Raw genomic sequence first — 26021 nt, 5'->3', positions numbered from 1 at the left:
GTTCGCGCCCCCTCAACGCGGCTCGGTGGAGCGCGCGAGCGCGACACCCGCATCGGATGCGGTAGGAGCGCCCTCGGGCCAGCTCTTCTGCAGCCGCTTGGCCTCGGCGGCCTCGGTCTTCACCTGCCGCAGCATGTCCGCCATGGTCTTGCCGGGCTCGTCGCGAAAGCGCTCGGCCAGCACCTCGACCGCGTCGATGCGGTCGATGCGAAAGCCGCGGAAGTCCTCGCGCAGCTCGCACCAGGTCGACAGCGTCCAGACCTTGCCCCAGTAGAAGCAGCCCAGCGGCCGCACCGTGCGTTCGCTGGGCTCGCCCGCCACGTCGCGGTAGACCAAGTGCAGCTTGTGGTGCGACTGCACCGCTTCGCGCAGCGTCTGCAGGCGTTCGCGCAGCAGGTCGCTGAGGCCCAGCGCGGGTGCGTAGAGCGCCAGTGCCTCGGCCGACACGCGCGCCGAGGGCGGCAGCACCGAGAGGATCTTGCCGAGTCCGGTCTCGATATCGCGCGCCATCGCCGGATCGACCCAGCTCTGCGCGAGCCGGGCCGCGGCCACCAGCGCCGAGGCCTCGTCCTGCGTGAACATCAGCGGCGGCAGTTCGAAACCCGCGCCGAGCCGGTAGCCCACGCCGGCCTCGCCCTCGATCGGCACGCCCTGGTGCTGCAGGTCGGCGATGTCGCGGTAGACCGTGCGCTCCGAGACCTCGAGCCGTTCGGCCAGGAAGGCGGCCGTGGTCAGGCGCCGGCCGCGGATCAGCTGGACGATCTGGAACAGGCGATCGGCACGGCGCATCAGCGCGCTCCCGCCAGCTTCTTCGCGAAGTCTTCGACGAAGTAGCGCTTGCCGCGCTGCACCACGGTGTGGCCCTCGGCCTCGAGCCGCGACATCTGCGCCTCGATGCCGCCGGGGTAGTTCGCATTGAGTTCGCCGCCGCTCTTGAGCGTGCGCCACCAGGGCACGGCGGCATCGCGCGCCGTCCCCTTGCCGCCGGCCGATTCCTCCACCGCGTGGGCCACCATGCGCGCGAAGATCGCCGTGGTCACGGTGCAGCCGATGCTGGCCTGGTGCCGTGCCGCGATGTCCTCGCCGATGCCGAAGACCGTGGCGAGCCGCCCTTCGGGCACATCGCGCATCGCCGCCTCGACCTCGGCCGGCGAGGGAGTGGCGATGGTGCCTTCGCCGCGCCGCGCGCGCAGCGCGTCGGGGATCGGCTTGACGCTCGGCAGGTGGGGGTAGCTGGCCAGTCGGTCGCGCCAGCGCTTCGGGGGGCTCATGAAACTCCGATGTGGATCGCCACCTTGTCCGGCCCGTCGTAGGCTTCGAAATCGCTGCGGTAGCGGCGCGCGATGTCCGGGTGCGCCTCGAAATACTGCCAGATGCGCTGCCAGGTGGCGATCACCATTTGCGGCATCTCGCCCTGGCCGTCGAAGACCAGGTAGTCGCCGGCCTCGATGGCCACGCCGTCCGCGCCGCCCGAGACGGCCACGCCCACCGTCAGGTCGAAGGGGCCGTGGGCATCGGATTCATAGGCGGAATAGACGCCGAAGATGCGCGTGTCGCCCGTGCGATGCGGCGTCGCTTCGTAGGTCTGTTCGCCGAAGAAGCGCCCCCACAGCGCGCCGATGCGGGCGGTCGCGGGGTCGTTCTCTTCGCGGTTGGTGGTGCGGACCGTGAGGCCTGCGACCGCGAAGGCGTCGTGATGTAGTCGCACGGGTTCCATGGGGATCTTCTCCTGCGGAGGTGTTCGGGTTGTCTGGTTCAAAGCGCCAGTGTCTTCAGGTCGGCCTTCATGCAGCGCGCGATCAAGGCCATGTCGGCATCGCCGATGTCGAACAGGCCGAAGCGGAACTTGTAGCCCCATTGCTTCGGGTTCTCGATGAAGGCGAGGCGCTCGATCATCGGTGCGATCGGTGTCTCGTGCGCGACGGCATAGCGCACGTCGCGGCGCCAGGGCACGAAGCCGCCACCCATGTCGAATTCGTAGACCTCGCCAGGCTGCACGATGCCGATCGACACGAAGCTCTGCAGCCTGTCGGTGCCGCCGAACACCGTGGCCGGCGAGTAGTAGGCCACGCGGTCGCCCGCGGCGACCCGCCGGAGCGGGCCCGGTTTGCCGTGGCAGGTCTGCATGAAGCCCTGCGGTCGGTGGTCGCGCCCGCGCCGGGCATGCTCGGCGCTCGCGACTGCAATCCAGTTGCGCTGCGGCATGGCGCTTCAGGCGAGGGCGTGCAGGCCGACTTCGTTGCCTTCGGTGTCGCGTAGATGGGCAATGAAGCCCATGCCGGGCGGCAGCGCCGACTTGGGCGCCACGATCTGCCCGCCGGCCGCCTCGATGCGCGACAGCACGGCGTCGATGCTGGGTGCGCAGTCGAGGTAGATGCGGATGCCGGTGCCCGCCTTCGCCGCGCCCTTCGCGCCGGCTTGCAGGGCGCCGCCGGTCGCGGGATCGTCGTAGGGGAACACGGCCAAGGGGTCGCCGCCCAGGGTCTCGCGGCGCAGCTTGCGGCCGAGCACGGTTTCGTAGAAGGCCTGGGCACGGTCCAGGTCGGCGACGGGGATCTCGAACCAGCTGATGGTCTTGGACATGAAGGGCTCTCTTTCGTTGGTGATGAAGAGCCTCGATGGTGCGGACCGGCTCCTGACAACGTCTTGTCAGGAGCCTGTCATCGCGCGACGAAGAAAAGCCCGCGCTGCTCCGGGGAGCGGGCGCGGGCTCGGGGCCGGCGAGGCGGTGTCTTAGAGCACGTCGCTCGCGAAATCGGCCAGTCGCGAGCGTTCGCCGCGCGCCAGCGTGATGTGCCCGCCGTGCGGCCAGCCCTTGAACTTGTCGACCGCGAAGGTCAGGCCCGAGGAGCCTTCGGTGAGGTAGGGCGTGTCGATCTGCGCGAGGTTGCCCATGCAGATGATCTTGGTGCCCGGACCCGCGCGCGTGATCAGCGTCTTCATCTGCTTGGGCGTGAGGTTCTGCGCCTCGTCGATGATCACGTACTTGTTGAGGAAGGTGCGCCCGCGCATGAAGTTCATGCTCTTGACCTTGATGCGGCTGCGGATCAGCTCGTTGGTGGCCGCGCGGCCCCATTCGCCGGCACCGCCGCCGTCGCCCTTGGCCAGGAACTCGAGGTTGTCGTCGAGCGCGCCCATCCAGGGGCCCATCTTCTCTTCCTCGGTGCCGGGCAGGAAGCCGATGTCCTCGCCGACGCTCACGGTGGCGCGGGTCATGATGATCTCGGTGTAGCGGCGGTCGTCGAGCACCTGCGTGAGGCCCGAGGCCAGCGCCATCAGCGTCTTGCCGGTGCCGGCCGTGCCGGTCAGCGTGACGAAGTCGATCTCCGGATCCATCAGCAGGTTCATCGCGAAGTTCTGCTCGCGGTTGCGCGTGTTCACGCCCCACACCGCGTTCTTGCCCGAGCTGTAGTCCTTGAGCGTCTTGAGCACCGCGGTCTTCTCGCGGATCTCGGTGACGCGCGCATACATGCTCGGCTCGCCGGGCGCCTCGAAGAACACGAACTGGTTGATGTAGAGGTTGGGCACGATCGGGCCGCTGATGCGGTAGAAGGTGCTGCTGCCGCTTTGCCAGCTCTCCACCGTCTTGCTCTGGCGGGTCCAGAAGTCGGGCGGCAGGGCGAGCGAGCCCGAATAGAGCAGGTCGCCGTCTTCCAGCGTCTTGTCGTTCTGGTAGTCCTCGGCGTCCAGGCCCAGCGCGCGCGCCTTGACGCGCATGTTGATGTCCTTCGACACCAGCACCACCTCGCGCCTGGCGCGGTCGGGCGCCTCCTTGGCGTAGAGGTCGCGCAGCGCGTGCACCACGCCGAGGATCTGGTTGTCGGCCTTGCCCTGGGGCAGGCTCAGCGGCAGCGCGTAGTCGAGCGGCTCGGTCTGGAAGAACAGCTTGCCGCCGGCCTCGCGATGGCCGGTGGTGTCGAGCTTCAGGCCCTTGGCGATGTCGGCGTCCTGCGCGGCGGCCAGGGCATCGAGCGTGCGGCTGGTCTGGCGGCCGTTGCGCGCGACCTCGGTCGTGCCCTTCTTGTGGCCGTCGAGCTCCTCGAGCACGATCATCGGCAGGTAGATGTCGTGTTCCTCGAAGCGGAACAGGCACATCGGATCGTGCAGCAGCACGTTGGTGTCGAGCACGAAGAGCTTGGCGGGGCCGCTCGAGCGGCTGCGCTTAGGCTTCGGTGCCGGCTGCGGCGCGGGCGCCTCGGCACGCGGGGCTTCGGCCGGCGCCGAACGGGTCAGGGCCTGCTGCTGTTGTGGCGCCGGGGTGGGCGCGGGTGTCGAGCGGGGCTTGCGGCGGGGGCGGGCGGCCGGTGCCGGCGGGGCTTCGAGGCCGCCGCCGGGGACTTCGGCCGAATGCCGGTCGAACAGTTCCAGCGCTTGCGGTCCGCTCGGCGCCTCGGCGTCGGCGCGTGCATCGCCGGACCGGCGGGACCCCCTGTGCGAAGAACGGGCGGGCGCGTCAATCGCGTCCGGAGAAAGCAGTGCGGCACGTTTCGTGGGGGCGGGGGGCAATGGCATGTGTCAGGTCGCTCGCAAAAAGGTGGGAACCAGAAAACGAAAAAGCCGCCTGAAGACCCAGGCGGCTTTGTTCGGAGGATGCGGTCGTGGAGCTCAACAGCATGCGGCCATTATGCACACCGCCTCTGGGGCGTCAGGACCACTTTACGCCGTTCGTTGGACATTCCCCACGCGAAAGCGCAATTGCGCACGCCTGACACGCGGGTGAAACCTTCGACCGGGCGGACTCGGTGGCTTCAGGCCGGCTTCTTCAGGGTCTTGACGGCCTTGAGGACTTCGTCGACGTGGCCCGGCACCTTGAGGCCACGCCATTCGGCCTTCAGGATGCCGTCGGCGCCGATCAGGAAGGTGCTGCGCTCGATGCCCTTGACCTTCTTGCCGTACATGATCTTGTTCTTGACCACGCCGAACATGTGGCACATCTTCTCTTCCGTGTCGGCGATCAGTTCGAACGGCAGCTCGAGCTTGGCCTTGAATTCGTCGTGCGACTTCATGTTGTCGCGCGAGACGCCGAACACCGTGGCGCCGGCTTTTTCGAAGTCCTTGTAGCGATCGCGGAATTGCATGGCTTCGGTCGTGCACCCCGGAGTGTTATCTTTCGGGTAAAAATACAGGACCAGGACATGGCCGAGGTGCGAAGTATTCGAAACCTTGAGGCCACCGGTGGCGTTGGCGTCGAATTCGGGAATGGGTTTGTTGACAACGATCGCCATGAAACTTGTTTTCTCCGTTTGTTTCCACTGCCCGAGCCTGCCTGTGTCGAGCTGAAGCGCCTTTCGGTGCCACTCGCCAAAATCTCGGGTCCTCGGTTGATGGAAGATTGGTCGTTGCTAACTCTGGGTGCCCGGTGGCCCCCAAAAGGAGCGCGCCAGGCGGTTCGCAACCCGAGATTTTACCCCGAAAACCCCTCTCTCAGCCACCCTGGGGCCGCTCGACCAGCAGGGCCGCGACCACGTGCCGGCCTTCGCCGGCCAGGATGTTGTAGGTGCGGCAGGCCGCGGGGGTGTCCATGGTCTCCACGCCGGTGCGCTGGGCCATCAGGGGTTTGAGCCACGCGGGCTGCGGGAAGCGGATGCGCGCGCCGCTGCCGAAAATGACCAGTTCGGCGCCCAGCGCGGCCAGTTGGGCGAAGTGCTCGGGGCCCAGGTCCTCGAAGCGGCTGCAGTTCCATTCGAAGCGCTCGCCGCGCGAGCCGACGACCACGCTGCCCTCGACCTTTTCGTTGTTGATGGCGACCCAGCCCGGGCCGTGCGCGGTGAGGGTCTGGGTGTCGGATTTGTCGGGCTGGAGCTTCATCGGGGCACTGGGAACTGTGGTCAAATTATAGGTTTTCCCTAGTGACACGAGGCTCGCCAGGGCCTTTGCGGGCCGCGCGGCGATCCACGCAGTCTTCACACTTTCTTGCATGAACCGCGCCCGGGAGGGCCCTTTGAAGCAGCTCAAGAAATCGGCCAAGCTGGCCAACGTGCTCTATGACATTCGCGGTCCGATCATGGACGCGGCGAAGCAGATGGAGGAGGACGGCCAGAAGATCATCAAGCTCAACATCGGCAATCTCGCCGTGTTCGGCTTCGATGCGCCCGAGGAAATCCAGCAGGACATGATCCGCAACCTGCCCACCTCGGCCGGTTACTCGGACAGCAAGGGCGTCTTCGCCGCGCGCAAGGCGGTGATGCACGAGACGCAGAAGCAGGGCATCGCGGGCGTGACCCTCGACGACATCTACCTGGGCAACGGCGCCAGCGAGCTGATCGCCATGTCCACCAATGCGCTGCTCAACGATGGCGACGAGCTGCTGCTGCCGGCGCCCGACTATCCGTTGTGGACCGCCTCCACGAGCCTGTCGGGCGGCACGCCGGTGCACTACCTGTGCGACGAGGACAACGGCTGGATGCCCAATCTGGCGGACATCCGCGCCAAGATCACGCCGCGCACCAAGGGCATCGTGGTCATCAACCCGAACAACCCGACCGGCGCGCTGTATTCCGACGCGCTGCTCAAGAGCATCGTCGAGATCGCGCGCGAACACGGCCTCGTGATCTTCGCCGACGAGGTCTACGACAAGGTGCTCTACGACGACGTGAAGCACACGGCGATCGCCAGCCTGTCGAGCGACGTGCTGACGCTGACCTTCAATTCGCTGTCCAAGAGCTACCGTTCCTGCGGCTACCGCGCCGGCTGGCTCGTGGTGTCGGGCGACAAGCGCGCCGCGCGCGACTACATCGAGGGACTGAACATGCTCTCGAACATGCGGCTGTGCGCCAACGTGCCCGGCCAGTGGGCGATCCAGACCGCGCTCGGCGGCTACCAGAGCATCAACGAACTGGTGGGTGAGGGTGGCCGGCTGCGCCGCCAGCGCGACCTGGCCTACGAGCTGATCACCGCGATCCCCGGCGTGAGCTGCGTCAAGCCCAGCGCCGCGCTCTACATGTTCCCGAAGCTCGATCCGAAGGTCTACCCGATCGAGGACGACCGCCAGTTCTTCCTCGAGCTGCTGAAGGAAACCCGCGTGATGCTGGTACAGGGCACCGGCTTCAACTGGGCCACGCCCGACCACTTCCGGATCGTGTTCCTGCCCCACGAGGACGACCTGCGCGAAGCCATCAATCGCATCGCGAAGTTCCTGGAGCAGTACCGCCTGCGCCGCAAGACGGAGTCATGAAAGCCGCCTGCGCCGCCGCGGCCCTGTCGCTCGCCGCGTTGTCCGCCTCGGCCGCCGGGCCTGCCGCCAAGGCGCCGGTGTCCTTCACGCACAACGACTGGGAACTGGCCTGCGACAACACGCGCACCTGCCGCGCGGCCGGCTACCAGTCCGAAACCGGCGCCAACGAGCCGGTCTCGATGCGCATCACGCGTGCCGCCGGGCCGGGCACCGCGCTCGAGATCGACCTGCAGATCGGCACCGAGGACGTCAAGGGCCCGTTGCGCCTGACGGTCGGCAAGGCCGTGGTGCCGGGCCTGAAGAACGATGCCCTGAGCCTCGATGCCGCCCAGATCCGCACCGTGCTGCCCGAGCTGCTCAAGGCCGACAGCGCCAAGCTCACGGCCGGCGGCGGCCGCGAATGGCAGCTCTCGCTCTCGGGCCTGAATGCCGTGCTGCTCAAGATGGACGAGGCCCAGGGCCGCATCGACACCCCCGGCGCGCTGGTGCGCCCCGGCGGCAAGGCCGAATCGACGGTGCCGGCGGCCGTGCCCGCGCCCGTCGTGCGCGCGGTCCAGCCCGCGAAGCCGAAGCCCGGCGACGACGCCCTGGCCGCGCGCATCTTCCCCTCGCTCGACCTCAAGAAGGCCATCGAGTACTGCAACAACAGCGAGAAGGTCGACCCGAAGTCGCTCGAGGTGCATCGCCTCACCGGCACCAGAATGCTGTTGTCGCTGGGCTGCGGCATGGGGGCCTACAACTACTCCAGCCTGCAATGGCTCGCCAACGACAAGCCGCCCTATGCGCCGGTCGCGCTCGAGGCCAACGGCGAGTACGACGACAAGGACGCCAGCATCACTTCCAGCTTCAAGGGCCGCGGCATCGGCGACTGCTGGTCCAGCGAGACCTGGCATTTCGACGGCCAGGGCTTCGTGCGCACGGCCGCCGAGAGCGACCAGATGTGCCGCGGCTTCGCCGGTGGCGCCTGGTCGCTGCCGCGCTACGTCAGCCGCGTCGTGAGCGCCGCGCCGTCCACCACCCCATCCAAACCATGAACGCGACTCTCCCCATGAAACCCATCCAAGTAGGCCTGCTCGGCGCAGGAACGGTCGGCAGCGGCACCTTCAAGGTGCTCCAGCGCAACCAGGAGGAAATCAAGCGCCGCGCCGGCCGCGGCATCGAGATCACCATGGTGGCCGACCTCGACACCGCGCGCGCCCGCGAAGTGGCCGGCGACGGCGTCAAGGTGGTCGGCGACGCGCGCGAGGTCATCGCCAACCCCGACATCGACATCGTGATCGAGCTGATCGGCGGCTACGGCATCGCCAAGCAACTCGTGCTCGAGGCCATCGCGGCCGGCAAGCAGGTGGTCACGGCCAACAAGGCGCTGCTCGCGGTGCACGGCACCGAGATCTTCGCGGCCGCGCATGCCAGGGGCGTAATGGTGGCCTTCGAGGCCGCGGTGGCCGGCGGCATCCCGATCATCAAGGCGCTGCGCGAAGGCCTCACGGCCAACAGCATCCAGTGGCTGGCCGGCATCATCAACGGCACCACCAACTTCATCCTCTCGGAGATGCGCGACAAGGGCCTGGACTTCGCAACCGTGCTCAAGGAGGCGCAGCGCCTGGGCTACGCCGAAGCCGATCCCACCTTCGACATCGAGGGCGTCGACGCCGGCCACAAGGTCACGCTGATGAGCGCGCTGGCCTTCGGCATCCCGGTGCAGTTCGACAAGGCCCACATCGAGGGCATCACCAAGCTGGCCGCGCAGGACATCAAGTACGCCGAGCAGCTCGGCTACCGCATCAAGCTGCTGGGCGTCACCAAGCGCACCGCCAAGGGCATCGAGCTGCGCGTGCATCCCTCGCTGGTGCCGAGCAAGCGCCTGCTGGCCAACGTCGAGGGCGCGATGAACGCCGTGGTGGTGCATGGCGACGCCGTCGGCACCACGCTCTACTACGGCAAGGGCGCGGGCAGCGAGCCCACCGCCAGCGCGGTGATCGCCGACCTGGTCGACATCACGCGCCTGCACACGGCCGATGCCGCGCACCGCGTGCCGCACCTGGCCTTCCATCCCGATGCGCTGAGCGACCTGCAGGTGCTGCCGATGGCCGAGGTGGTCACCAGCTACTACCTGCGCCTGCGCGTGGCCGACCAGGCCGGCGTGCTGGCCAAGGTCACGGGCCTGCTCGCGACCGCCGGCATCAGCATCGACGCCGTGCTGCAGCGCGAAGCCGACGAGGTCGGCGGCGAGGGCTCGACCCAGACCGACCTGATCATCCTCACGCACGACGCGCGCGAAGGCACGGTCGACGAAGTCATGGCCGAGCTGCAGGCGCTGCCGACCGTGCTCGAGCCCATCGTGCGCATCCGCAAGGAAGAGTTGAAGTGAACTACCTGAGCACCCGCGGCCATCCCGACCGCAAGCGCTTCTGCGAAATCCTGCTCGAGGGCCTCGCGCCCGACGGCGGCCTCTACCTGCCCGAGCGCTATCCGCAGGTCGATGCCGCCACGCTCGCGAAGTGGCGTTCGCTGTCCTATGCCGAGCTGGCCTTCGAGATCCTGTCGCTCTACATCGACGACATCCCGCCGGCCGACCTGAAGGCGCTCTGCGCGAAGACCTACACCGCCGAGGTCTTCGGCTCCGAGGAGATCGTGCCGCTGCGCGAGCTCGAAGACGGCGTCTACCTCGAAGCCCTGTCCAACGGCCCCACGCTGGCCTTCAAGGACATGGCGATGCAGCTGCTGGGCAACCTGTTCGAGTACGAACTGGCCCGCCGCGGCGCCGAGCTCAACATCCTGGGCGCCACCAGCGGCGACACCGGCAGCGCGGCCGAGTACGCCATGCGCGGCAAGAAGGGCGTGCGCGTCTTCATGACCTCGCCCGACGGCCGCATGAGCCCGTTCCAGCAGGCGCAGATGTTCAGCCTGCAGGACGAGAACATCCACAACATCGCCATCGCGGGCGTGTTCGACGACTGCCAGGACATCGTGAAGGCGGTCTCGAACGACCTCGCCTTCAAGCGCAAGTACCGCATCGGCACCGTCAACTCGATCAACTGGGCGCGGCTGCTGGCGCAGGTGGTCTACTACTTCGCCGGCTACTTCCAGGCCACGGCGAATGACGAGCAGCCGGTGAGCTTCACCGTGCCCTCGGGCAACTTCGGCAACATCTGCGCCGGCCACGTGGCGCGCATGATGGGCCTGCCGATCCACACGCTGGTGGCCGCCACCAACGAGAACGACGTGCTCGACGAGTTCTTCCGCACCGGCGTCTACCGCGTGCGCGGCGCCGCCGACACGCACGAGACCTCGAGCCCGTCGATGGACATCAGCAAGGCCAGCAACTTCGAACGCTTCGTGTTCGACCTGGTCGGCCGCGACAGCGGCAAGCTGCGCCGCCTGTTCGTCGACGACCTGGGCCTCCAGGGCTTCTTCGACCTGAGCGCCGATCCCGCCTTCGCGCAGGCCGCGTCGCGCTTCGGCTTCCGCAGCGGCCGCAGCACGCACGCCGACCGCCTCGCCACCATCCGCGACACCGAGAAGCGCTTCGCCACCCTGGTCGACCCGCACACCGCCGACGGCCTCAAGGCCGCGCGCGCGCACCTGGCGCCGGGCGTGCCGATGGTGGTGCTCGAGACCGCGCTGCCGATCAAGTTCGCGGCCACGCTGGTCGAGGCCCTGGGCGAGGAACCCGCGCGGCCCGCGAAGTTCGAGGGCATCGAGGCGCTGCCCAAGCGCGTGGTCAAGCTGCCGGCCGATGCCGAAGCGGTCAAGGCCTACATCGCGGAACACTGCGACTGAGCGATCGACACCAAGGGGTGGCCGGGCGGCCGCCCCCGATTGGCATTCAAAGCTATCCCCTGAATAGCATCGGAGACATCGGATGAAAGTGGTCGGCTTCGCCGGTTACTCGGGCGCCGGCAAGACCACGCTGGTCGAGCGGCTGATTCCCGTGCTCAAGCGCGCCGGACTGCGCGTCTCGGTGGTCAAGCACGCGCACCACAAGTTCGACATCGACCATCCGGGCAAGGACACCTGGCGCCACCGCGAGGCCGGTGCCTTCGAGGTGGTGGTCGCCTCCGACCGGCGGCTGGCGCTGATGCGCGAGTTCGAGACCCCGGTCGATCTCGACGTGCACCAGCTGATCGCCGAGCTCTACAGCGGCGCCGACTGGGTGCTGGTCGAGGGCTTCCGCCACAGCGACCTGCTCAAGATCGAGGTCTGGCGCCCGTCCGGCGAGGGCGAGGATCCGCGGCCCTCGCTCTATCCCGAAGATCCCTTCGTCGTCGCGATCGCCGCCAACGCCAGCCTGCCGGTTCCGACCGAGCGGCCCGTGTTCGACCTCGACGACGCCGAGGCCATCGCGCGCTGGCTGATCGACAGCGGCGAGCGCTTCGACTACAACCCCGAGCACCATGGCTGACTCTCCCGTTGTTCCCTTCGCCGCCTCCTCGCGCCGGCCGCCGCTGCTGCCGCTCGACGACGCGATCGCCCAATTGCTCGCCAAGGCCCGGCCGGCACTGCCGTCTGAGCTGGTCAGCACCTTCGATGCCGACGGCCGCGTGCTGGCCGCGGACCTCGTGGCCGGCCTCACCGTGCCGCCGCGCGACAACAGCGCGATGGACGGCTACGCGCTGCGCGTGGCCGACTGCGCCGCGCCCGGCGCGCTGCTGAAGGTGGCGCAGCGCATTCCCGCGGGCACGGTCGGCACGCCGCTGCTGCCCGGCACCGCGGCGCGGATCTTCACCGGCGCGCAGATTCCCGAGGGCGCCGACGCGGTCGTGATGCAGGAAGACACCGCCGCCATCGCCGAGGAGGGCGGCCTGGGCAGCGTGCGCATCGAGATCGTGCCCGCGGCCGGCCAGTGGATCCGCCGCGCCGGCGAGGACGTGGCGGCCGGCGACGTGGTGCTGCGCAAGGGCGAGCGCCTCACGCCCGCCGCGCTGGGGCTGGCGGCCAGCATCGGCTTCGACCGGCTGCCGGTGGCGCGCAAGCCGCGCGTGGCGCTGCTGTCTACCGGCGACGAGCTCGTGATGCCCGGCGAGGTCGCGCCCGAGGCGATGAAGCCTGGCGCGATCTACAACTCCAACCGCTTCTTCATGCGCGCGCTGCTGCACCGGCTGGGCTGCGAGGTCCACGACCTCGGCATCGTGCCCGACCGGCGCGAGGCCACCATCGAGGCGCTGCGCGAGGCGGCCGACCACAACGACCTGATCATCACCACCGGCGGCGTGTCGGTCGGCGAGGAGGACCACATCCGTGCCGCGCTGCAGGCGCTCGGCGAGATCGAGCTGTGGTCGCTCTCGATGAAGCCGGGCAAGCCCTTCGCCTACGGCTCCATCCCGCGCTCGGGCCAGGGCGACGCGCAGGGCCACTGCCATGTCACCGGGCTGCCCGGCAATCCGGTGTCGAGCTTCCTGACCTTCCTGATGCTGGTGCGGCCCTTCCTGCTGACCCTGCAAGGCGCCAGCCGCGTCACGCCCGAGCCGGTGCGCATGCGCGCCGACTTCGACTGGCCGCGCGCCGACAAGCGCCGCGAGTTTCTGCGCGCGCGCCGCAATGCCCAGGGCGGGCTCGACCTGTTCGGCAACCAGAGCTCGGGCGTGCTGACCTCGATGGTCTGGGGCGACGGGCTGGTCGACAACCCCTCGGGCCAGACCATCCGGGCCGGCGATCCGGTCGAGTTCATTCCCCTCGCAGCCCTGCTGTCCTGACGCGCATGAAGGTCCATCTCCGTTATTTCGCCTCGGTGCGCGAAGCGCTCGGCAAGAGCGACGAAACCATCGACACCGCGGCGCCCACGCTGGCCGCGCTGCGCGACGAGCTGATCGCGCGCGGCGGCGCCTACGCCACGGTGCTCGCGCGCGGCCGCGCGCTGCGCATGGCGCTCGACCACACCATGAGCGACGAGGCCGCGGCCCCGCACGAAGGCTGCGAGGTCGCGTTCTTCCCGCCCGTCACGGGCGGCTGAGGGCCGCATCGAGCGCCACCAGGCGCTCGCGCAGCGCGTCCGAGGCGCGCGTCATCGGCGAGCGCAGCTCGTCGCGCAGCGCGCCCTGGTGCGCCAGCAGGGCCTTCAGCGGGCCTGGATTGGCTTCCGTGAACAGGCCCTCGACCAGCGGCTGCAGCGGCTGCCACAGCGCGCGCGCCTCGGCCAGCCGGCCCTCGCGTAGCAGCGTGATCAGCCGCACGAAGCGCGCCGTCTGCACATGGCCGCTGGCCGCGATCGCGCCCACGCCGCCCTCGGCCACGGTGCCGAAGATCTGGCCGTCCTCGCCCGCGAGCACCTGCAGCCGGCCATCGGCGATCACGGCGCGGGTCTTGCCCGCGTCGCCGCCGCAGTCCTTGATGCCGCGGATGCGCGGGTTGGCGGCCAGCGCCAGCAGCGTGTCGCGCGCGATCGTGGCGCCGGTGCGGTAGGGGATGTCGTAGATCAGCAGCGGCGCGGCGCTGGCCTCGGCGATGGCGCCGAACCATTCGAGCAGGCCGGCCTGCGAGGGTCGGATGTAGTGCGGCGCCGGCACCAGCAGGCCCGCGAGCGGGCGCTGCGCGAGCCGGCGCACCCAGGCCGTGGTCTTGCCCAGGTGGTAGCCCGAGAGGCCCATGATCAGCGGCAGGCCGCCCGCGGCCTCGGCCACCGTGTCGAGCGCGGCGAGCTGCTCGGCCTCGTCGAGCGCCGCGGCCTCGCCGGTGGAGCCGCAGACCACGAAGCCGGCCACGCCATCGGCGGCCAGGCGGCGCGTGAGCGCGGCCAGCGCCGCATGGTCGAGCGCGCCGTCGCGAAACGGGGTCACGAGGGGAATCCACAGGCCCGAGAAATCGGGAGCGGCGGTGGCGGAAGAAGGATGGTTGGCGGGCACGCGGGCGTCCTTTCGACGATCGACCGATGGAAGGAACCATCGTCCGATGCGCGCGCAACCCATGCGGGGCCAGTGCCTGTGCCGGTTCCGTCGCTCATCCGACGACGGAACCGAAGCTCCGGTCAGACGAGCTTTGGTTTTTTGGCTTTGCCGCCCAGGCGCGCGCCGTTCGTGCCTTCGGTCGAAGGTGCGGGCGAACGTGCGGTCAGGGCGAACATGGGGCTGGAGTTTAGCCGCGAGCGCCGCGGTGCCACAATTTGCACATGGCATTTCCGCAACGCGTCACCATCCAGACGGCCGATTTCGATCTCGGCGCCGAAGTCGCCGCCCTGCGCGCGAGCGACGCGCGCATCGGCGCGGTCTGCAGCTTCATCGGCACCGTGCGCGACCGCAACGATGGCGCCGATGTCGCGTCGATGGAGCTCGAGCACTATCCCGGCATGACCGAGAAATCGATCGAGGCCATGATCGACGAAGCACACGAACGCTTCGACATCCTCGGCGTGCGTGTGATCCACCGCGTGGGCCTGCTGCAGCCGCTCGCGCAGATCATGATGGTGGCGGTGGCCTCGGCGCACCGCGGCGAGAGCTTCCAGGCCTGCGAGTTCCTGATGGACTACCTCAAGACCCAGGCGCCGTTCTGGAAGAAGGAGCAGACGCCCGAGGGCGCCCGCTGGGTCGATGCGCGCGTCGCGGACGACGCGGCGCTCGCGCGCTGGGGCATCAGCGCGTCGAACGCCTGAGCTCGCTCACAGCGGCTTGAAGCCGCTCGACTGGATGATCCGCTCCCAGGTCTGCGTGTAGCTGCGCACGCGGCCCGCGAACTGGCCCTGCGGCTCGTAGCCGACCGTCAGGCCCAGCGTGGTGAGCTTCTGCTTCACGTCGGGCATGGCCAGCACCTTCTGCAGCGCCTCGCCGTACTTGTCGATGATCGGCTGGGGCGTGCCCACGGGCGCGAAGATGCCGTAGTAGGGCAGGTCCTCGAGGTTCGCGAAGCCCAGCTCGGTGAAGGTCGGCACGTTGGGCAGCAGCGCTTGGCGCTTGGCGCCAATCGAGGCCACGATGCGCAGCTTGCCGGCCTTGTGGTTCTCGATGAAGTCGGGCACCGAGGCGATGCCGGCCGTGATCTGGTTGCCCAGCATGTCGGCCGTCATCGGCGCGCTGCCGCGGTAGGGCGCGGGCTGCACGTCGATCTTGTACTTGTCCGAGATCATCTTCACGAGGAACTCGGGGATCGAGGCCGGCGCCGGGATGCCGATGGTCTCCTTGCCGCCCTTCTGCGTGCGCACCCACTTGACGTACTCGTCGATGCTCTTGGCCGGCGTGCCGCCCGACACCGCGAGCACGTTGGCGAAGGTCGCGAAGCCGGCCACGGGCACGAAGTCGGTGGCGGGATTGAAGCCCGGGTTCTTGACCACCTGCGGCAGGATCGAGATCGTGTGGTCGTGCGTGAGGAACAGCGTGTGGCCGTCGGCCGGCGAGGACTTCAGCACCTGCGCGGCGATCTGGCCGCCCGCGCCCGCGCGGTTCTCGACCACCACCGGCGCGCCGAGCTCGTCCTTGAGCTTCTCGCCCAGCGTGCGCGCGATCGCGTCGGTGCCGGCACCGGCCGGAAAGCCGACCAGGATGCGGATCGGCGTGCCGCTCTGGGCCTGTGCCAGCCCGGCCATGCCCAGGGCAGCCGCGAGGAGGCCCACGCCGAGCGCGCGGCGCACCGGTTGGACGCGCTGCATTGAAAAAACCATGATCGACTCCATTCGAGAAGAGAGAAATGCCTACGGGCGGAAGGGTGCGGGCATCGTGCAATAGCCGTGCCCGCCACGCGGGACCGGCCCGCAACCTTGAATCGTGCCCGAACAGCCCTATTTTGGATGCAGGAATACCACCATGCGACAAGACAAACTCACCACCAAGTTCCAGGAAGCGCTGGGCGACGCGCAGTCGCTCGCGCTCGGCAACGACAACGCCTACATCGAGCCGGCCCACCTGCTGGCCGCGATGCTGCGCCAGGACGACGGCCCGCGCGCGCTGCTCGAGCGCGCCGGGGTCAACGTGCCCGGCCTCGCCCAGGCCGCCGAGGCGGCCATCAAGAAGCTGCCCCAGGTGCAGGGCCACGACATCGTGCAGGTCGGTCCCGAGCTCGGCAAGCTGCTGCAGGCGACCGAGAAGGAAGCCCTCAAGCGCAACGACCAGTTCATCGCGGGCGAACTCTTCCTGCTGGCCGTGGCCGACAGCAAGAGCGACGTCGGCCGGATCGCCAAGGAGAACGGCCTCTCGCGCAAGTCGCTCGAGTCCGCGATCGACGCGGTGCGCGGCGGCCAGGGCGTGAACAGCGCCGATGCCGAAGGCCAGCGCGAAGCACTGAAGAAATACACGCTCGACCTCACCGAGCGCGCGCGCCTGGGCAAGCTCGACCCGGTGATCGGCCGCGACGAGGAGATCCGCCGCGCGATCCAGGTGCTGCAACGCCGCACCAAGAACAACCCCGTGCTGATCGGCGAACCCGGCGTGGGCAAGACCGCCATCGTCGAAGGCCTCGCGCAGCGCATCGTCGCGGGCGAGGTGCCCGATTCGCTCAAGGGCAAGCGCGTGCTGTCGCTCGACATGGCCTCGCTGCTCGCGGGCGCCAAGTTCCGCGGCGAGTTCGAGGAACGGCTGAAGACCGTGCTCAACGAACTCGCGAAGGACGAGGGCCAGACCATCGTCTTCATCGACGAGCTCCACACCATGGTCGGCGCCGGCAAGGCCGAGGGCGCGATGGACGCGGGCAACATGCTCAAGCCCGCGCTCGCGCGCGGCGAGCTGCACTGCGTGGGCGCCACCACGCTCGACGAATACCGCAAGTACATCGAGAAGGACGCCGCGCTCGAGCGCCGCTTCCAGAAGATCATCGTGGGCGAGCCCAGCGTCGAGGCCACCATCGCGATCCTGCGCGGCCTGCAGGAGAAGTACGAAGTGCACCATGGCGTGCAGATCACCGACCCGGCCATCGTGGCCGCGGCCGAACTCTCCGACCGCTACGTCACCGACCGCTTCCTGCCCGACAAGGCCATCGACCTGATCGACGAGGCCGCGGCCAAGATCAAGATCGAGATGGACTCCAAGCCCGAGGTGATGGACCGCCTCGACCGCCGCCTGATCCAGCTGCAGATCGAACGCGAGGCCGTGCGTCGCGAGAAGGACGAGGCCTCGCAGAAGCGCTTCGGCCTGATCGAGGACGAGATCACCAAGCTGCAGAAGGAGATCGCCGACTACGACGAGATCTGGCAGGCCGAGAAGGCCCAGGCCCAGGGCAGCGCGCACGTGCGCGAGGACATCGACAAGATCAAGTTCCAGATCGAGGAATGGAAGCGCAAGGGCGACTTCAACAAGGTCGCCGAGCTGCAGTACGGCCAGTTGCCGGCGCTCGAGAAGCGCCTGAAGGAAGCCGAGGCCAGCGAAGCCAACAAGGGCAAGTCGAGCGCGCACACGCTGCTGCGCACCCAGGTCGGCGCGGAAGAGATCGCCGAGGTCGTGGCGCGCGCCACCGGCATCCCGGTCGCCAAGCTGATGCAGGGTGAGCGTGACAAGCTGCTCGTGATGGAAGACAAGCTGCACGAGCGCGTGGTGGGCCAGGACGAGGCCATCGGCGCGGTCGCCAATGCGATCCGCCGCTCGCGCTCGGGTCTGTCCGATCCGAACCGCCCCACGGGTTCGTTCCTGTTCCTCGGCCCCACGGGCGTGGGCAAGACCGAACTCTGCAAGGCGCTCGCGGGCTTCCTGTTCGACAGCGAGGATCACCTGATCCGCATCGACATGAGCGAGTTCATGGAGAAGCACTCGGTGGCCCGCCTGATCGGCGCGCCGCCCGGCTACGTGGGCTACGAGGAGGGCGGCTACCTGACGGAAGCCGTGCGCCGCAAGCCCTACAGCGTGGTGCTGCTCGACGAGGTCGAGAAGGCGCACCCGGACGTGTTCAACGTGCTGCTGCAGGTGCTCGACGATGGCCGCCTGACCGATGGCCAGGGCCGCACCGTGGACTTCAAGAACACGGTGATCGTGATGACCAGCAACATCGGCTCGCCGATCATCCAGGCCATGGTGGGCAAGCCGGGCGAGGAGATCAAGGAAGCGGTGTGGGACGAGCTGAAGAACTACTTCCGCCCCGAGTTCCTCAACCGCATCGACGAGACGGTCGTGTTCCATGCGCTCGACGCAAAGAACATCGAATCGATCGCCGCGATCCAGCTCAAGGTGCTGCAGGCACGGCTCGCGAAGATGGACCTGGGCCTGGAGGTGTCGCCGGCGGCGCTGGCCGAGATCGCCAAGGTCGGCTTCGACCCGGTGTTCGGTGCCCGTCCGCTGAAGCGCGCGATCCAGCAGCGCATCGAGAACCCGCTCTCGCGGCTGCTGCTCGACGGCAGCTTCGGGCCGAAGGACACGATCGAGGTCACGACCGACCCGATCCGCTCGCCAGGCCAGTTCGGCTTCGCAAAAGCAGGAAATCCCGGAAAAACCGGGGAACCTGCGGCCGAAGCCTCGGCCTAAGATGGAATGATGAACTTCATTCTTCGCGTGATCCTCGTGATGCTGGGCCTGGTCTTCGCGGCCAGCCTGGCGGTTGCCGTGGTGCTGCTGGCCGCGGTGTGGGGCGTGCGCTACGCCTGGGGCCGTCTCACGGGCAAGCCCGTGACGCCATGGGTGATGCGCTTCAACCCGCGTTCGGGCTTCGAACGCTTCCGCAGCGCCGCCCAGCCGGCCGAGCCCTCTGCCGCCGACGTGGCCAACGCGCGTGCGCGTGGCGAGTCGGTGCGCAGCCCGCTGCTGCGCGAGCGCGGCGGCAACGTGACGGACGTGCAGGCCCGGCCCGCGACGCGCGGCGAGTAAGCAGCTGCAACACGGCTGCAGTTTTTTTCAGATCACGAAAGGCCGGCTTCGCGCCGGCCTTTTCTTTTCTGACGACCCTCAGGCGTACAGCGCCTCGATCTCCCCCGCATAGGTCTTGTAGATGCTCGAGCGCCGCACCTTCATGGTCGCGGTGACCTCGCCATCGTCGTGGTCGAGTTCCTTGGTCAGCAGGTGGAAGCGCCGCACCTGCGCCACCTGCGCGAGGCGCGCATTGCCGCGCTGCAGCTCGGCATCGATCAGCTCGCGCACGCGCGGCAACTCGACCAGCGAACGGAAGTGGGTGAAGGCCAGGCGCTGCGCCTCGGCCCATTTGCTCACGGTCTCGTAGTCGATCTGCACCAGCGCCGAGACGAACTTGCGCCCCTCGGCGATCACGATGCATTCCTTGACGTAGGGGCTGGCCTTCATCGTGTTCTCGATCTCCGAGGGCGTGAGGTTCTTGCCACCCGCGGTGATCATGATGTCCTTGAGCCGGTCGACGATGCGCAGCTGGCCGCCTTCCTCGGCCACCACGTCCCCGGTGTGCAGCCAGCCGTCGCGGATCGAGGCGGCCGTGGCCTCGGGGTTCTTGTAGTAGCCACGGAACACCATCTCGCCGCGGATCTGCAGCTCGCCCTGGTCGCCCACGCGGTGCTCCACGCCCTCGGTGGCCGGCCCCACGGTGCCCACCTTCACCTGGTCGAGCCGGTGGCCGCTGACCATGCCGGTCGATTCGGTGAGGCCGTAGACCTCGACCAGCGGCACGCCCAGCGTGCGGAAGAAGCGCACCACGTCGGGCGGGATCGGTGCGGCGCCGGTCAGCGCCACGCGCGCGTTGCGCAGGCCGATGAAGTTCTGCAGCGCGCGCAGCACGCTCCAGTAGGCCAGGCCGAAGCGCAGCCGCTCGCCCGGGGTCCACTGCGCGCGCGGCTTCTCTGCCAGCGGCGCGCAGGTGGCCAGCGCGCGGCGGTAGAGCGCCTGGCGCAGCCGGCCGGTGTCCTGCATCTTGATGCTGATGGAGGCGTGCAGCTTCTCCCAGATGCGCGGCACGCCGAGGAACATGGTGGGCGCGACCTCGCGCAGGTCCTCCTGCACGGTGCGTATCGATTCGCCGAAGTTGACCTGCGAGCCCAGGTACAGCGGCACGAAGCTGGTCAGCATCTGCTCGGCCACGTGGCACAGCGGCAGGTACGACAGGTGGGTGGTGCGCGCGTCGAGCCGCAGCCGCTCGACGATGCCCGGCACCACGCCGCGGATGTTGCGCCACGAGATCATCGCGCCCTTGGGCGCGCCGGTGGAGCCCGAGGTGTAGATCATGAGACCGATGTCGTCGAGCGACTGCGCGGCCAGCGCGGCGTCCACGCGCGCATCGCCCTCGCGCGTCTGCAGCGCGGCACCGGCGGCCTCGAGCTCGGCGAAGCTCAGGAGGCGTTCGCGCGCCTCGGCACCGTAGCTCGCGAGGCCCTTGGTCTCGATCACGACGATGCGGCGCAGCCGCGGCAGCGTGTCGATGGCCTCGAGCACCTTGTCGGCCTGTTCCTGGTCCTCGCAGACCACGATCTCGATGTCGGCATGGCCGACCACGTAGGCCACCTCGTTGGTCGGGCTGGTGGGATAGACGCCCACGGTCACGGCGCCGATCAGGCCCGCGCCCATCTGCGCCAGCACCCATTCGACGCGGTTCTCCGAGATCACGCCCACATGGCCGCCGCGCGCCAGGCCCAGCGCCGCGAAACCCAGGCCGACGTGGACCGCGCGCCGGTGGTAGTCGGCCCAGCTCAGCGGATGCCAGATGCCGAAGTCCTTCTGCCGGATCGCGATGCGCGCACCCTGCGCGCGCGCCTGCTCGCGCAGCATCTGCGGCAGGCTTCGTTCGGGGAGGGGATGCGTCATGACAACCAGCGCTTGCGCCGCTTGTAGTGCTTCAACTCGCGAAAACTCCTCGATTCGCCGGCACCGCCGACGCCCAGGTAGAACTCGCGCACGTCGGGGTCGGCCGCGAGCCGCTCGGCGCTGCCGTCGATCACGATCTTTCCGTTCTCCATGATGTAGCCGCTGTCGGCCACGGCCAGCGCGAGGCTGGCGTTCTGCTCCACCAGCAGCATCGACACGCCGCGCTCGGCGTTGATGCGCGCGATGATCCCGAAGATCTCCTCCACCAGCTTGGGCGAGAGGCCGAGCGAGGGCTCGTCGAGCAGGATCAGCTGGGGCTCGGCCACCAGCGCGCGGCCGATCGCGAGCATCTGCTGCTCGCCGCCCGAGAGGTAGCCCGCGAGGCCGCGGCGCCGCTCGTGCAGCCGCGGGAAGTAGGCATAGACGGCGTCGAAGTCGCGCGCTTGCGCGCCGCGGCCGGCGCGCGCGTAGGTGGCGGCCACGAGGTTCTCCTCGACCGTCAGGTCCTCGAACACGCGCCGTCCCTCCATCACGTGCGCGAGGCCGCGCCGCACCAGCTGCTGCGGCGCGAGCCGCTCGGTGGGCTGGCCGTCGAAGGCGATGCGTCCGGCCTCGAGCTCGCCGTCCTCGAGCGGCAGCAGGCCCGAGATGGCCTTGAGCGTGGTCGACTTGCCGGCGCCGTTGCTGCCCAGCAGCGCCACGATCTGTCCGCGCGGCACGGCCAGCGACAGGCCGCGCAGCACCTGCACGACCTTGTTGTAGACCACCTCGATGTTGTTGACCTCGAGGATGAGGCTGCCGCCGCCGTTGTTCATCGCCGCCGTCCGCTCACTTGTCGAGCGAGATCCAGTCGGATGCCGCCACCATCTTCTGCGCCTTCATGTCGGCGCGGTAGACGCGGCCCACCGGAATGGAGTTGCCCTTGATGGTGATCGGCACGCCGATCAGGCCGCCAGTGTCGAAGTCCTTGATGCTGTTGAGCGCGGCCTTGAGGTTCTTGCCGTCCAGCGGCTTGCCGGCGTCGAGGGTGCGCTTGGCGGCCTCGGTGAACAGCATGGCGGTGAGGAAGCCCTGGGTGTAGGCGGTGCTCTGGTATTCGGGGCGCAGCGCGCGGATCTTCTCGAGCATCGGCGCCTTGGCCGAGGTGTCGTAGTAGTAGCGGTAGGGCATGACGCCCATGAAACCATCGCCGGCCTCGCCCATCTTCATGACGGTGGAGCTGTCCATGGTCCAGAAGGTGCCCATCCACTTGGTGGTCATGCCCATCTGCTTGCCCTGCTGCACGAACTCGGGAATGGGCGCGAGCACGTAGCCGTGGAAGATGGTGTAGTCGGGCGCGGCGCGGCGCAGCTTGATGACCTCGGTCGAGACGTCGACACTGCCGGCGGGCGTCATGATCTTGACGGGCACCGTGAGGCCCAGCTTCTTGGCGGCGGCCTCGCTCGACTCGATGGGATCGCGGCCGAACTCGGAGTCGGAATAGACGAAGGCCACCTTCGCGCCGGGCTTCTCCTTGGCGATGTGGCGCAGCAGGATGCCGATCATCTCGGTGTAGTCGGGGCCGACCAGGAACTGGTTCGGGTACTTGGCCGGGTCGTTGAGCTCGGTCGCGAACGAGGCGCCGGCCATGAGGATCTGGCCGCTGCGGTCGAGCTCGGGATTGATGGTCTTCGAGAAGCCGGTCGAATCGCCGTAGTAGAGATTGACCTTGTTCTGGCTGGTGATCTTCTTGTAGGTGGCGACCGAGACGTCGACCTTGTAGCCGGTGTCCTCGGGCACGTAGCGCAGCTTGCGGCCCTTGATGCCGCCGCCGTCGTTGACGATCTTCACGTAGTCGGCGATGCCGGCGTTGATGCCGATGCCGGCGAAGGCGAACACGCCGGTCATTGGGATCGAGCCGCCGATGACGATGTCCTCGCCCGACTGGGCATGCACGCTGAGCGGCGCTGCGAGCGCGGCGCCGGCGGCCACGATGAGTTCGCGGCGGCGCAGGACGGGGGTCTTCTTGTCGGATGCCATGCTTCGTCTCCTTGTCAGTTCTTGAAAGGCCACAGATGAAAGAAACGGCGGATGCGCCGCCACACTTCGGCGAGCCCGTGCGGCTCGAACACCAGGAAGCCGACGATCAGCAGGCCGAAGACGACCGTGCGCACCGGCGACAGGAAGACGGTCATCTCGTGGCCGCCCGGCAGCAGGTCGAACACCAGCTTGAGCAGCTCGGGCACCATGGTCATGAACACCGCGCCGAGGATGCCGCCGAGGATCGAGCCCATGCCGCCGACGATGATGGCGGCGAGGAAGAAGATCGACATCAGCAGCGGAAAGCTCTCGGGCGTGACGACGCGGAAGAAGTAGGCCCAGAGGCCGCCGGCCACGCCGGCATAGAACGCCGAGAGGCCGAACGAGAGCAGCTTGTAGCGCAGCAGCGGAATGCCCAAGACTTCGGCCGAGATGTCGCGATCGCGGATGGCGATGAAGGCGCGGCCCACGCGGGTGCGAAACAGGTTGGCGGCGCCCAGCAGCATCAGCACGGTGATCGGCAGGATCAGCCAGTACAAACGGAACGAGGTGTCGAGTGCGATGCCGAAGAGTTGCGCGGGCGGCAGCGACAGGCCGGTGGTACCCCCGGTGAGCTTGAGGTTGGCGAACAGGAAGTGGGTGATGAACGAGGCCGCGATGGTGGCGATGGCGAGGTACAAGCCCTTGACCCGCAGCGAGGGAATGCCGACGACGAGACCACCCACCATGGCCACGACGCCGCCCGCGAAGAGGTTGAACAGGAAGGGCGTGCCGTATCGAATCTGCAGGATGGCGACGGTGTAGGCACCGAGGCCCATGAACGCGGCCTGGCCCATGCTCACGAGGCCGGTGTAGCCGGTGAGGATGTTGAGGCCGGTGGCGCTCGCGACGTTGATGGCGACGAGGCAGGCGAGGTAGAGCCAGTAGTCGCTGGCCATGAAGGGGAACAGCACGAGCAGGGCCGCGCCGACCCACAGCCAGGTCTTCTGGGTGCGGGAGTCGAACAGCGCGGCGTCGGCGATGTAGCTTTGCTTGAGGGTGCCTATGCGCATCTGCGTGCCTGCTTTGAAGAGATGCGAGGATGGGCCGGGGCGCGTGCACAGGACAGCGGGTACTTCCCTCCGCGAATGTCCCCCGCCTTCGGCTCCTCCTTTATTTCGCTGCGGGAAGCACCCACTGCCCTGTGCACGAGGAGCGCAGTCGTTGTGCGGCCGGATCCACGGTCGTGTCCAGGCGCGCGCCGGTGGGGTACTCCCCGCAGCGAAATCAAGGAGGAGGCCGAAGGCCGGGGGACATTCGCGGAGGGGAGTACCCCGCCGGCGTGAGCCCGCCCCGTACGTATCGAGAAAGGGAAGACCATCATCAGAGCCTCTCGATCTCATGCGTACCGAACAACCCGTAAGGCCGGATCATCAGCACGATCACCAGCACCACGAAGGTCGCGAGCAGCTTGTATTCGCCGCCGAGGTAGGACCCGGCCAGCGCCTCGACCAGGCCGATGAAGAGACCGCCCACCAGCGCGCCGAGCACGCTGTCCAGACCGCCCACGATCACCACCACCAGCACCGAGAGACCGAAGATCCCCATCGACGAGGAGATGCCGCCGATCGCGCCGACCACGATGCCGGCGACCGCCGCGATCATGGCCGAGGCCACCCAGGCCAGTGAGAACACGCGCGGCACGTTGATGCCCATCATGTAGGCCGCGCCCTGGTCCGACGCCGTGGCACGCAAGGCCACGCCGCCGCGCCAGAAGCGGAACAGCAGCAGCACCAGCACGATCAGCACCAGCGCCGCGAGCGCGCCGTAGGCCACCTTGGGCGCGAGGAAGGCTTCGCCCACCATCACCGGCGCGCTCGGCATGAACTCGGGCAGCCGGCGCTGGTCGGCGGTCCAGACGATCTCGACCAGGCCCACCAGCACCGAGGCCAGGCCCACCGTCACCATGAAGGCCGAGATCGGCGGCTCGCCCAGCAGCGGGCGGATCATCGTGCGCTCGATCACCGCGCCCAGCAGCCCCGTGCCCAGCACCGAGCCCAGCACCGCGAGCCAGATCGGCAGCGAGAAGGTCGCGGCGAAGGCGAAGAACAGGTAGGCGCCGATCATCAGCATCTCGCCGATCGCGATGTTGACCACCCGCGTGGCCTTGTAGACCAGCACGAAGGCCAGCGCCGCGAGCGCATAGAGCCCGCCGCCGGCCAGGCCGGTCAGCGCGATCTCGAACAGGTAGGCCCAATCCATCACGCCACCGCCGTTGCCGTTGCCGCGGTGGCCGCCGCCTGGCCGCGCAGCCTGCGCCGCAGCTCGCCCACGTCGCCCGCGCCCAGGTAGGCGCGCACCACCTCGGGATCGGCCTGCACCTGCGCCGGCGTGCCCTGCGCGATCACCTGGCCGAAGTTGAGCACCACCACGTGGTCCGACAGGTCCATCACCATCCCCATGTCGTGCTCCACCATCAGCACCGTGATGCCCCATTCGCGCCGCACGTCGAGGATGAAGCGCGCCATGTCCTCGGTCTCCTCGCGGTTCATGCCGGCCACCGGCTCGTCGAGCATCAGCACCTTGGGGCGCATCGCGAGCGCGCGCGCCATCTCCACGCGCTTCTGCAGGCCGTAGGGCAGGGCGGCCACGCTGGCATGGCGGATGTGGTCGATCTCGAGGAAGTCGATGATCCGCTCCTCGATGTCGCGGCGCAGCTCGGCCTCCTCGCGGCGCGCGCGGCCCAGGTAGAACAGCGCGTCGAACACGTTGGCCTTCAGGTGCACGTGGCGGCCGAGCTTGATGTTGTCGAGCACCGTCATGCCGCGGAACAGCGCGATGTTCTGGAAGCTGCGCGCCAGCCCGAGCGCGGCGCGCCTGGGCGCCGGCAGCCGCGTGATGTCCGCGCCCTCGAAGACCACGCGGCCGGCGGTCGGCCGGTAGAAGCCCGAGACCGTGTTGAACAGCGAGGTCTTGCCCGCGCCGTTGGGACCGATCACCGCGGTGATCGAGCCGGGCTGCACGTCGAAGCCCACGCCGCTGAGCGCCTTCACCCCGCCGAAGGCCAAGGTGAGCGCCTCCACGCGCAGCACGGGCGCGGCGGCGCTTCCGTCGGCGGGCGAGGTGGCGCGCGGGCGCTCGGTGTCGGCGTGCATGGCGTCGAGTCGTGTCCTGTGTCCGGGCTTCTGAACGAGAAGAGAAAGAGCAGGTGAGCGATGCGCCGCCGCCTCAGGGTTCCTCCGGCATCC

At 68.6% G+C, this 26021-nt stretch carries 26 protein-coding genes; 10 read left to right on the top strand and 16 right to left on the bottom strand.

Annotation, left to right across the window (positions count from 1 at the left end):
- Positions 1-12 precede the first annotated feature (12 nt).
- From AC07PU_RS07935 to AC07PU_RS07900, 8 genes are all read right to left on the bottom strand, one after another.
- Positions 13-789, bottom strand: coding sequence for a helix-turn-helix transcriptional regulator (locus AC07PU_RS07935; RefSeq protein ID WP_495316621.1), 777 nt, complete (start codon positions 787-789; stop codon positions 13-15).
- Complete coding sequence (locus AC07PU_RS07930; protein ID WP_495316619.1) at positions 789-1271, bottom strand: MGMT family protein; 483 nt, start codon at positions 1269-1271, stop codon at positions 789-791. Before AC07PU_RS07930 ends, AC07PU_RS07935 begins: the two co-directional genes overlap by 1 nt.
- On the bottom strand, positions 1268-1717 hold the full coding sequence (locus tag AC07PU_RS07925; RefSeq protein ID WP_495316617.1) for a GyrI-like domain-containing protein: 450 nt from the start codon (positions 1715-1717) through the stop codon (positions 1268-1270). The genes AC07PU_RS07930 and AC07PU_RS07925 overlap by 4 nt, the downstream gene beginning before the upstream one ends.
- A gap of 38 nt (positions 1718-1755) precedes the next feature.
- Complete coding sequence (locus tag AC07PU_RS07920) at positions 1756-2205, bottom strand: EVE domain-containing protein (protein WP_296791532.1); 450 nt, start codon at positions 2203-2205, stop codon at positions 1756-1758.
- A 6-nt stretch (positions 2206-2211) separates the two neighbouring features.
- Positions 2212-2583 carry a VOC family protein gene (locus AC07PU_RS07915; protein WP_208511180.1) on the bottom strand — a complete coding sequence of 124 codons (372 nt, stop codon included), beginning with the start codon at positions 2581-2583 and terminating at the stop codon, positions 2212-2214.
- Between the two features lie 150 nt (positions 2584-2733).
- Positions 2734-4512: a PhoH family protein gene (locus AC07PU_RS07910; protein ID WP_495316614.1), complete on the bottom strand. Its 1779-nt coding sequence runs from the start codon at positions 4510-4512 to the stop codon at positions 2734-2736.
- 236 nt (positions 4513-4748) lie between these two features.
- Positions 4749-5225, bottom strand: a complete 477-nt coding sequence (locus tag AC07PU_RS07905) for a peroxiredoxin (protein ID WP_057595862.1) — start codon at positions 5223-5225, stop codon at positions 4749-4751.
- Between the two features lie 199 nt (positions 5226-5424).
- The gene (locus AC07PU_RS07900) at positions 5425-5808 is read right to left on the bottom strand and encodes an Mth938-like domain-containing protein (protein ID WP_093342966.1); all 384 of its coding nucleotides are present in this window, start codon (positions 5806-5808) and stop codon (positions 5425-5427) included.
- A 133-nt stretch (positions 5809-5941) separates the two neighbouring features.
- On the opposite strand from AC07PU_RS07900, the gene AC07PU_RS07895 reads away from it, so the two are divergent.
- The 7 genes from AC07PU_RS07895 (at position 5942) to AC07PU_RS07865 (ending at position 13127) form a co-directional block, all read left to right on the top strand.
- Entirely contained in the window at positions 5942-7174 is a 1233-nt protein-coding gene (locus AC07PU_RS07895) for a pyridoxal phosphate-dependent aminotransferase (protein ID WP_093342965.1), read from the top strand.
- Complete coding sequence (locus AC07PU_RS07890; protein ID WP_495316611.1) at positions 7171-8208, top strand: DUF1176 domain-containing protein; 1038 nt, start codon at positions 7171-7173, stop codon at positions 8206-8208. The genes AC07PU_RS07895 and AC07PU_RS07890 overlap by 4 nt, the downstream gene beginning before the upstream one ends.
- Positions 8209-8222: 14 nt before the next feature.
- Complete coding sequence (locus tag AC07PU_RS07885) at positions 8223-9545, top strand: homoserine dehydrogenase (protein ID WP_495316609.1); 1323 nt, start codon at positions 8223-8225, stop codon at positions 9543-9545.
- Positions 9542-10957: a threonine synthase gene (gene thrC, locus AC07PU_RS07880; protein ID WP_495316607.1), complete on the top strand. Its 1416-nt coding sequence runs from the start codon at positions 9542-9544 to the stop codon at positions 10955-10957. Before AC07PU_RS07885 ends, thrC begins: the two co-directional genes overlap by 4 nt.
- Before the next feature lie 82 nt (positions 10958-11039).
- Positions 11040-11579, top strand: a complete 540-nt coding sequence (mobB, locus tag AC07PU_RS07875) for a molybdopterin-guanine dinucleotide biosynthesis protein B (RefSeq protein ID WP_490876450.1) — start codon at positions 11040-11042, stop codon at positions 11577-11579.
- A complete protein-coding gene (locus AC07PU_RS07870) occupies positions 11572-12870 on the top strand; it encodes a molybdopterin molybdotransferase MoeA (RefSeq protein ID WP_495316604.1) in 1299 nt (432 codons plus the stop codon). The genes mobB and AC07PU_RS07870 overlap by 8 nt, the downstream gene beginning before the upstream one ends.
- Positions 12871-12875: 5 nt before the next feature.
- Positions 12876-13127, top strand: a complete 252-nt coding sequence (locus AC07PU_RS07865; protein ID WP_057595854.1) for a MoaD/ThiS family protein — start codon at positions 12876-12878, stop codon at positions 13125-13127.
- Here the strand turns inward: AC07PU_RS07865 and AC07PU_RS07860 are convergent.
- Positions 13114-14016, bottom strand: coding sequence for a 4-hydroxy-tetrahydrodipicolinate synthase family protein (locus AC07PU_RS07860; protein WP_495316602.1), 903 nt, complete (start codon positions 14014-14016; stop codon positions 13114-13116). The two genes, AC07PU_RS07865 and AC07PU_RS07860, sit on opposite strands and share 14 nt — an antisense overlap.
- Before the next feature lie 263 nt (positions 14017-14279).
- On the opposite strand from AC07PU_RS07860, the gene AC07PU_RS07855 reads away from it, so the two are divergent.
- On the top strand, positions 14280-14759 hold the full coding sequence (locus AC07PU_RS07855; protein ID WP_203205322.1) for a molybdenum cofactor biosynthesis protein MoaE: 480 nt from the start codon (positions 14280-14282) through the stop codon (positions 14757-14759).
- A 6-nt stretch (positions 14760-14765) separates the two neighbouring features.
- Here the strand turns inward: AC07PU_RS07855 and AC07PU_RS07850 are convergent, their stop codons facing one another.
- On the bottom strand, positions 14766-15761 hold the full coding sequence (locus tag AC07PU_RS07850) for a Bug family tripartite tricarboxylate transporter substrate binding protein (RefSeq protein ID WP_093343468.1): 996 nt from the start codon (positions 15759-15761) through the stop codon (positions 14766-14768).
- A gap of 142 nt (positions 15762-15903) precedes the next feature.
- Here AC07PU_RS07850 and clpB point away from each other — a divergent pair, with 142 nt between their 5' ends.
- Positions 15904-18543, top strand: coding sequence for an ATP-dependent chaperone ClpB (gene clpB, locus AC07PU_RS07845; protein WP_495316599.1), 2640 nt, complete (start codon positions 15904-15906; stop codon positions 18541-18543).
- Between the two features lie 9 nt (positions 18544-18552).
- Positions 18553-18882 carry a hypothetical protein gene (locus tag AC07PU_RS07840; protein WP_256222512.1) on the top strand — a complete coding sequence of 110 codons (330 nt, stop codon included), beginning with the start codon at positions 18553-18555 and terminating at the stop codon, positions 18880-18882.
- Between the two features lie 78 nt (positions 18883-18960).
- Here AC07PU_RS07840 and AC07PU_RS07835 read toward each other — a convergent pair whose 3' ends face one another.
- The 6 genes from AC07PU_RS07835 to AC07PU_RS07810 form a co-directional block, all read right to left on the bottom strand.
- Complete coding sequence (locus AC07PU_RS07835) at positions 18961-20775, bottom strand: AMP-dependent synthetase/ligase (protein WP_495316596.1); 1815 nt, start codon at positions 20773-20775, stop codon at positions 18961-18963.
- Positions 20772-21590, bottom strand: coding sequence for an ABC transporter ATP-binding protein (locus AC07PU_RS07830; RefSeq protein WP_495316594.1), 819 nt, complete (start codon positions 21588-21590; stop codon positions 20772-20774). Before AC07PU_RS07830 ends, AC07PU_RS07835 begins: the two co-directional genes overlap by 4 nt.
- A gap of 13 nt (positions 21591-21603) precedes the next feature.
- On the bottom strand, positions 21604-22794 hold the full coding sequence (locus AC07PU_RS07825; protein WP_422097435.1) for an ABC transporter substrate-binding protein: 1191 nt from the start codon (positions 22792-22794) through the stop codon (positions 21604-21606).
- A 14-nt stretch (positions 22795-22808) separates the two neighbouring features.
- Positions 22809-23846: a branched-chain amino acid ABC transporter permease gene (locus tag AC07PU_RS07820; RefSeq protein ID WP_495316591.1), complete on the bottom strand. Its 1038-nt coding sequence runs from the start codon at positions 23844-23846 to the stop codon at positions 22809-22811.
- Positions 23847-24156: 310 nt separating this feature from the next.
- Complete coding sequence (locus tag AC07PU_RS07815) at positions 24157-25035, bottom strand: branched-chain amino acid ABC transporter permease (RefSeq protein WP_057595845.1); 879 nt, start codon at positions 25033-25035, stop codon at positions 24157-24159.
- Complete coding sequence (locus tag AC07PU_RS07810) at positions 25035-25928, bottom strand: ABC transporter ATP-binding protein (protein ID WP_395348008.1); 894 nt, start codon at positions 25926-25928, stop codon at positions 25035-25037. Before AC07PU_RS07810 ends, AC07PU_RS07815 begins: the two co-directional genes overlap by 1 nt.
- Positions 25929-26021 lie beyond the last annotated feature (93 nt).

This window comes from Variovorax sp. GW821-FHT10D07 (assembly GCF_059415325.1).
The sequence above is the reverse complement of the archived record's forward strand: the minus strand, read 5'-3'. Positions and strand labels throughout refer to the sequence as shown.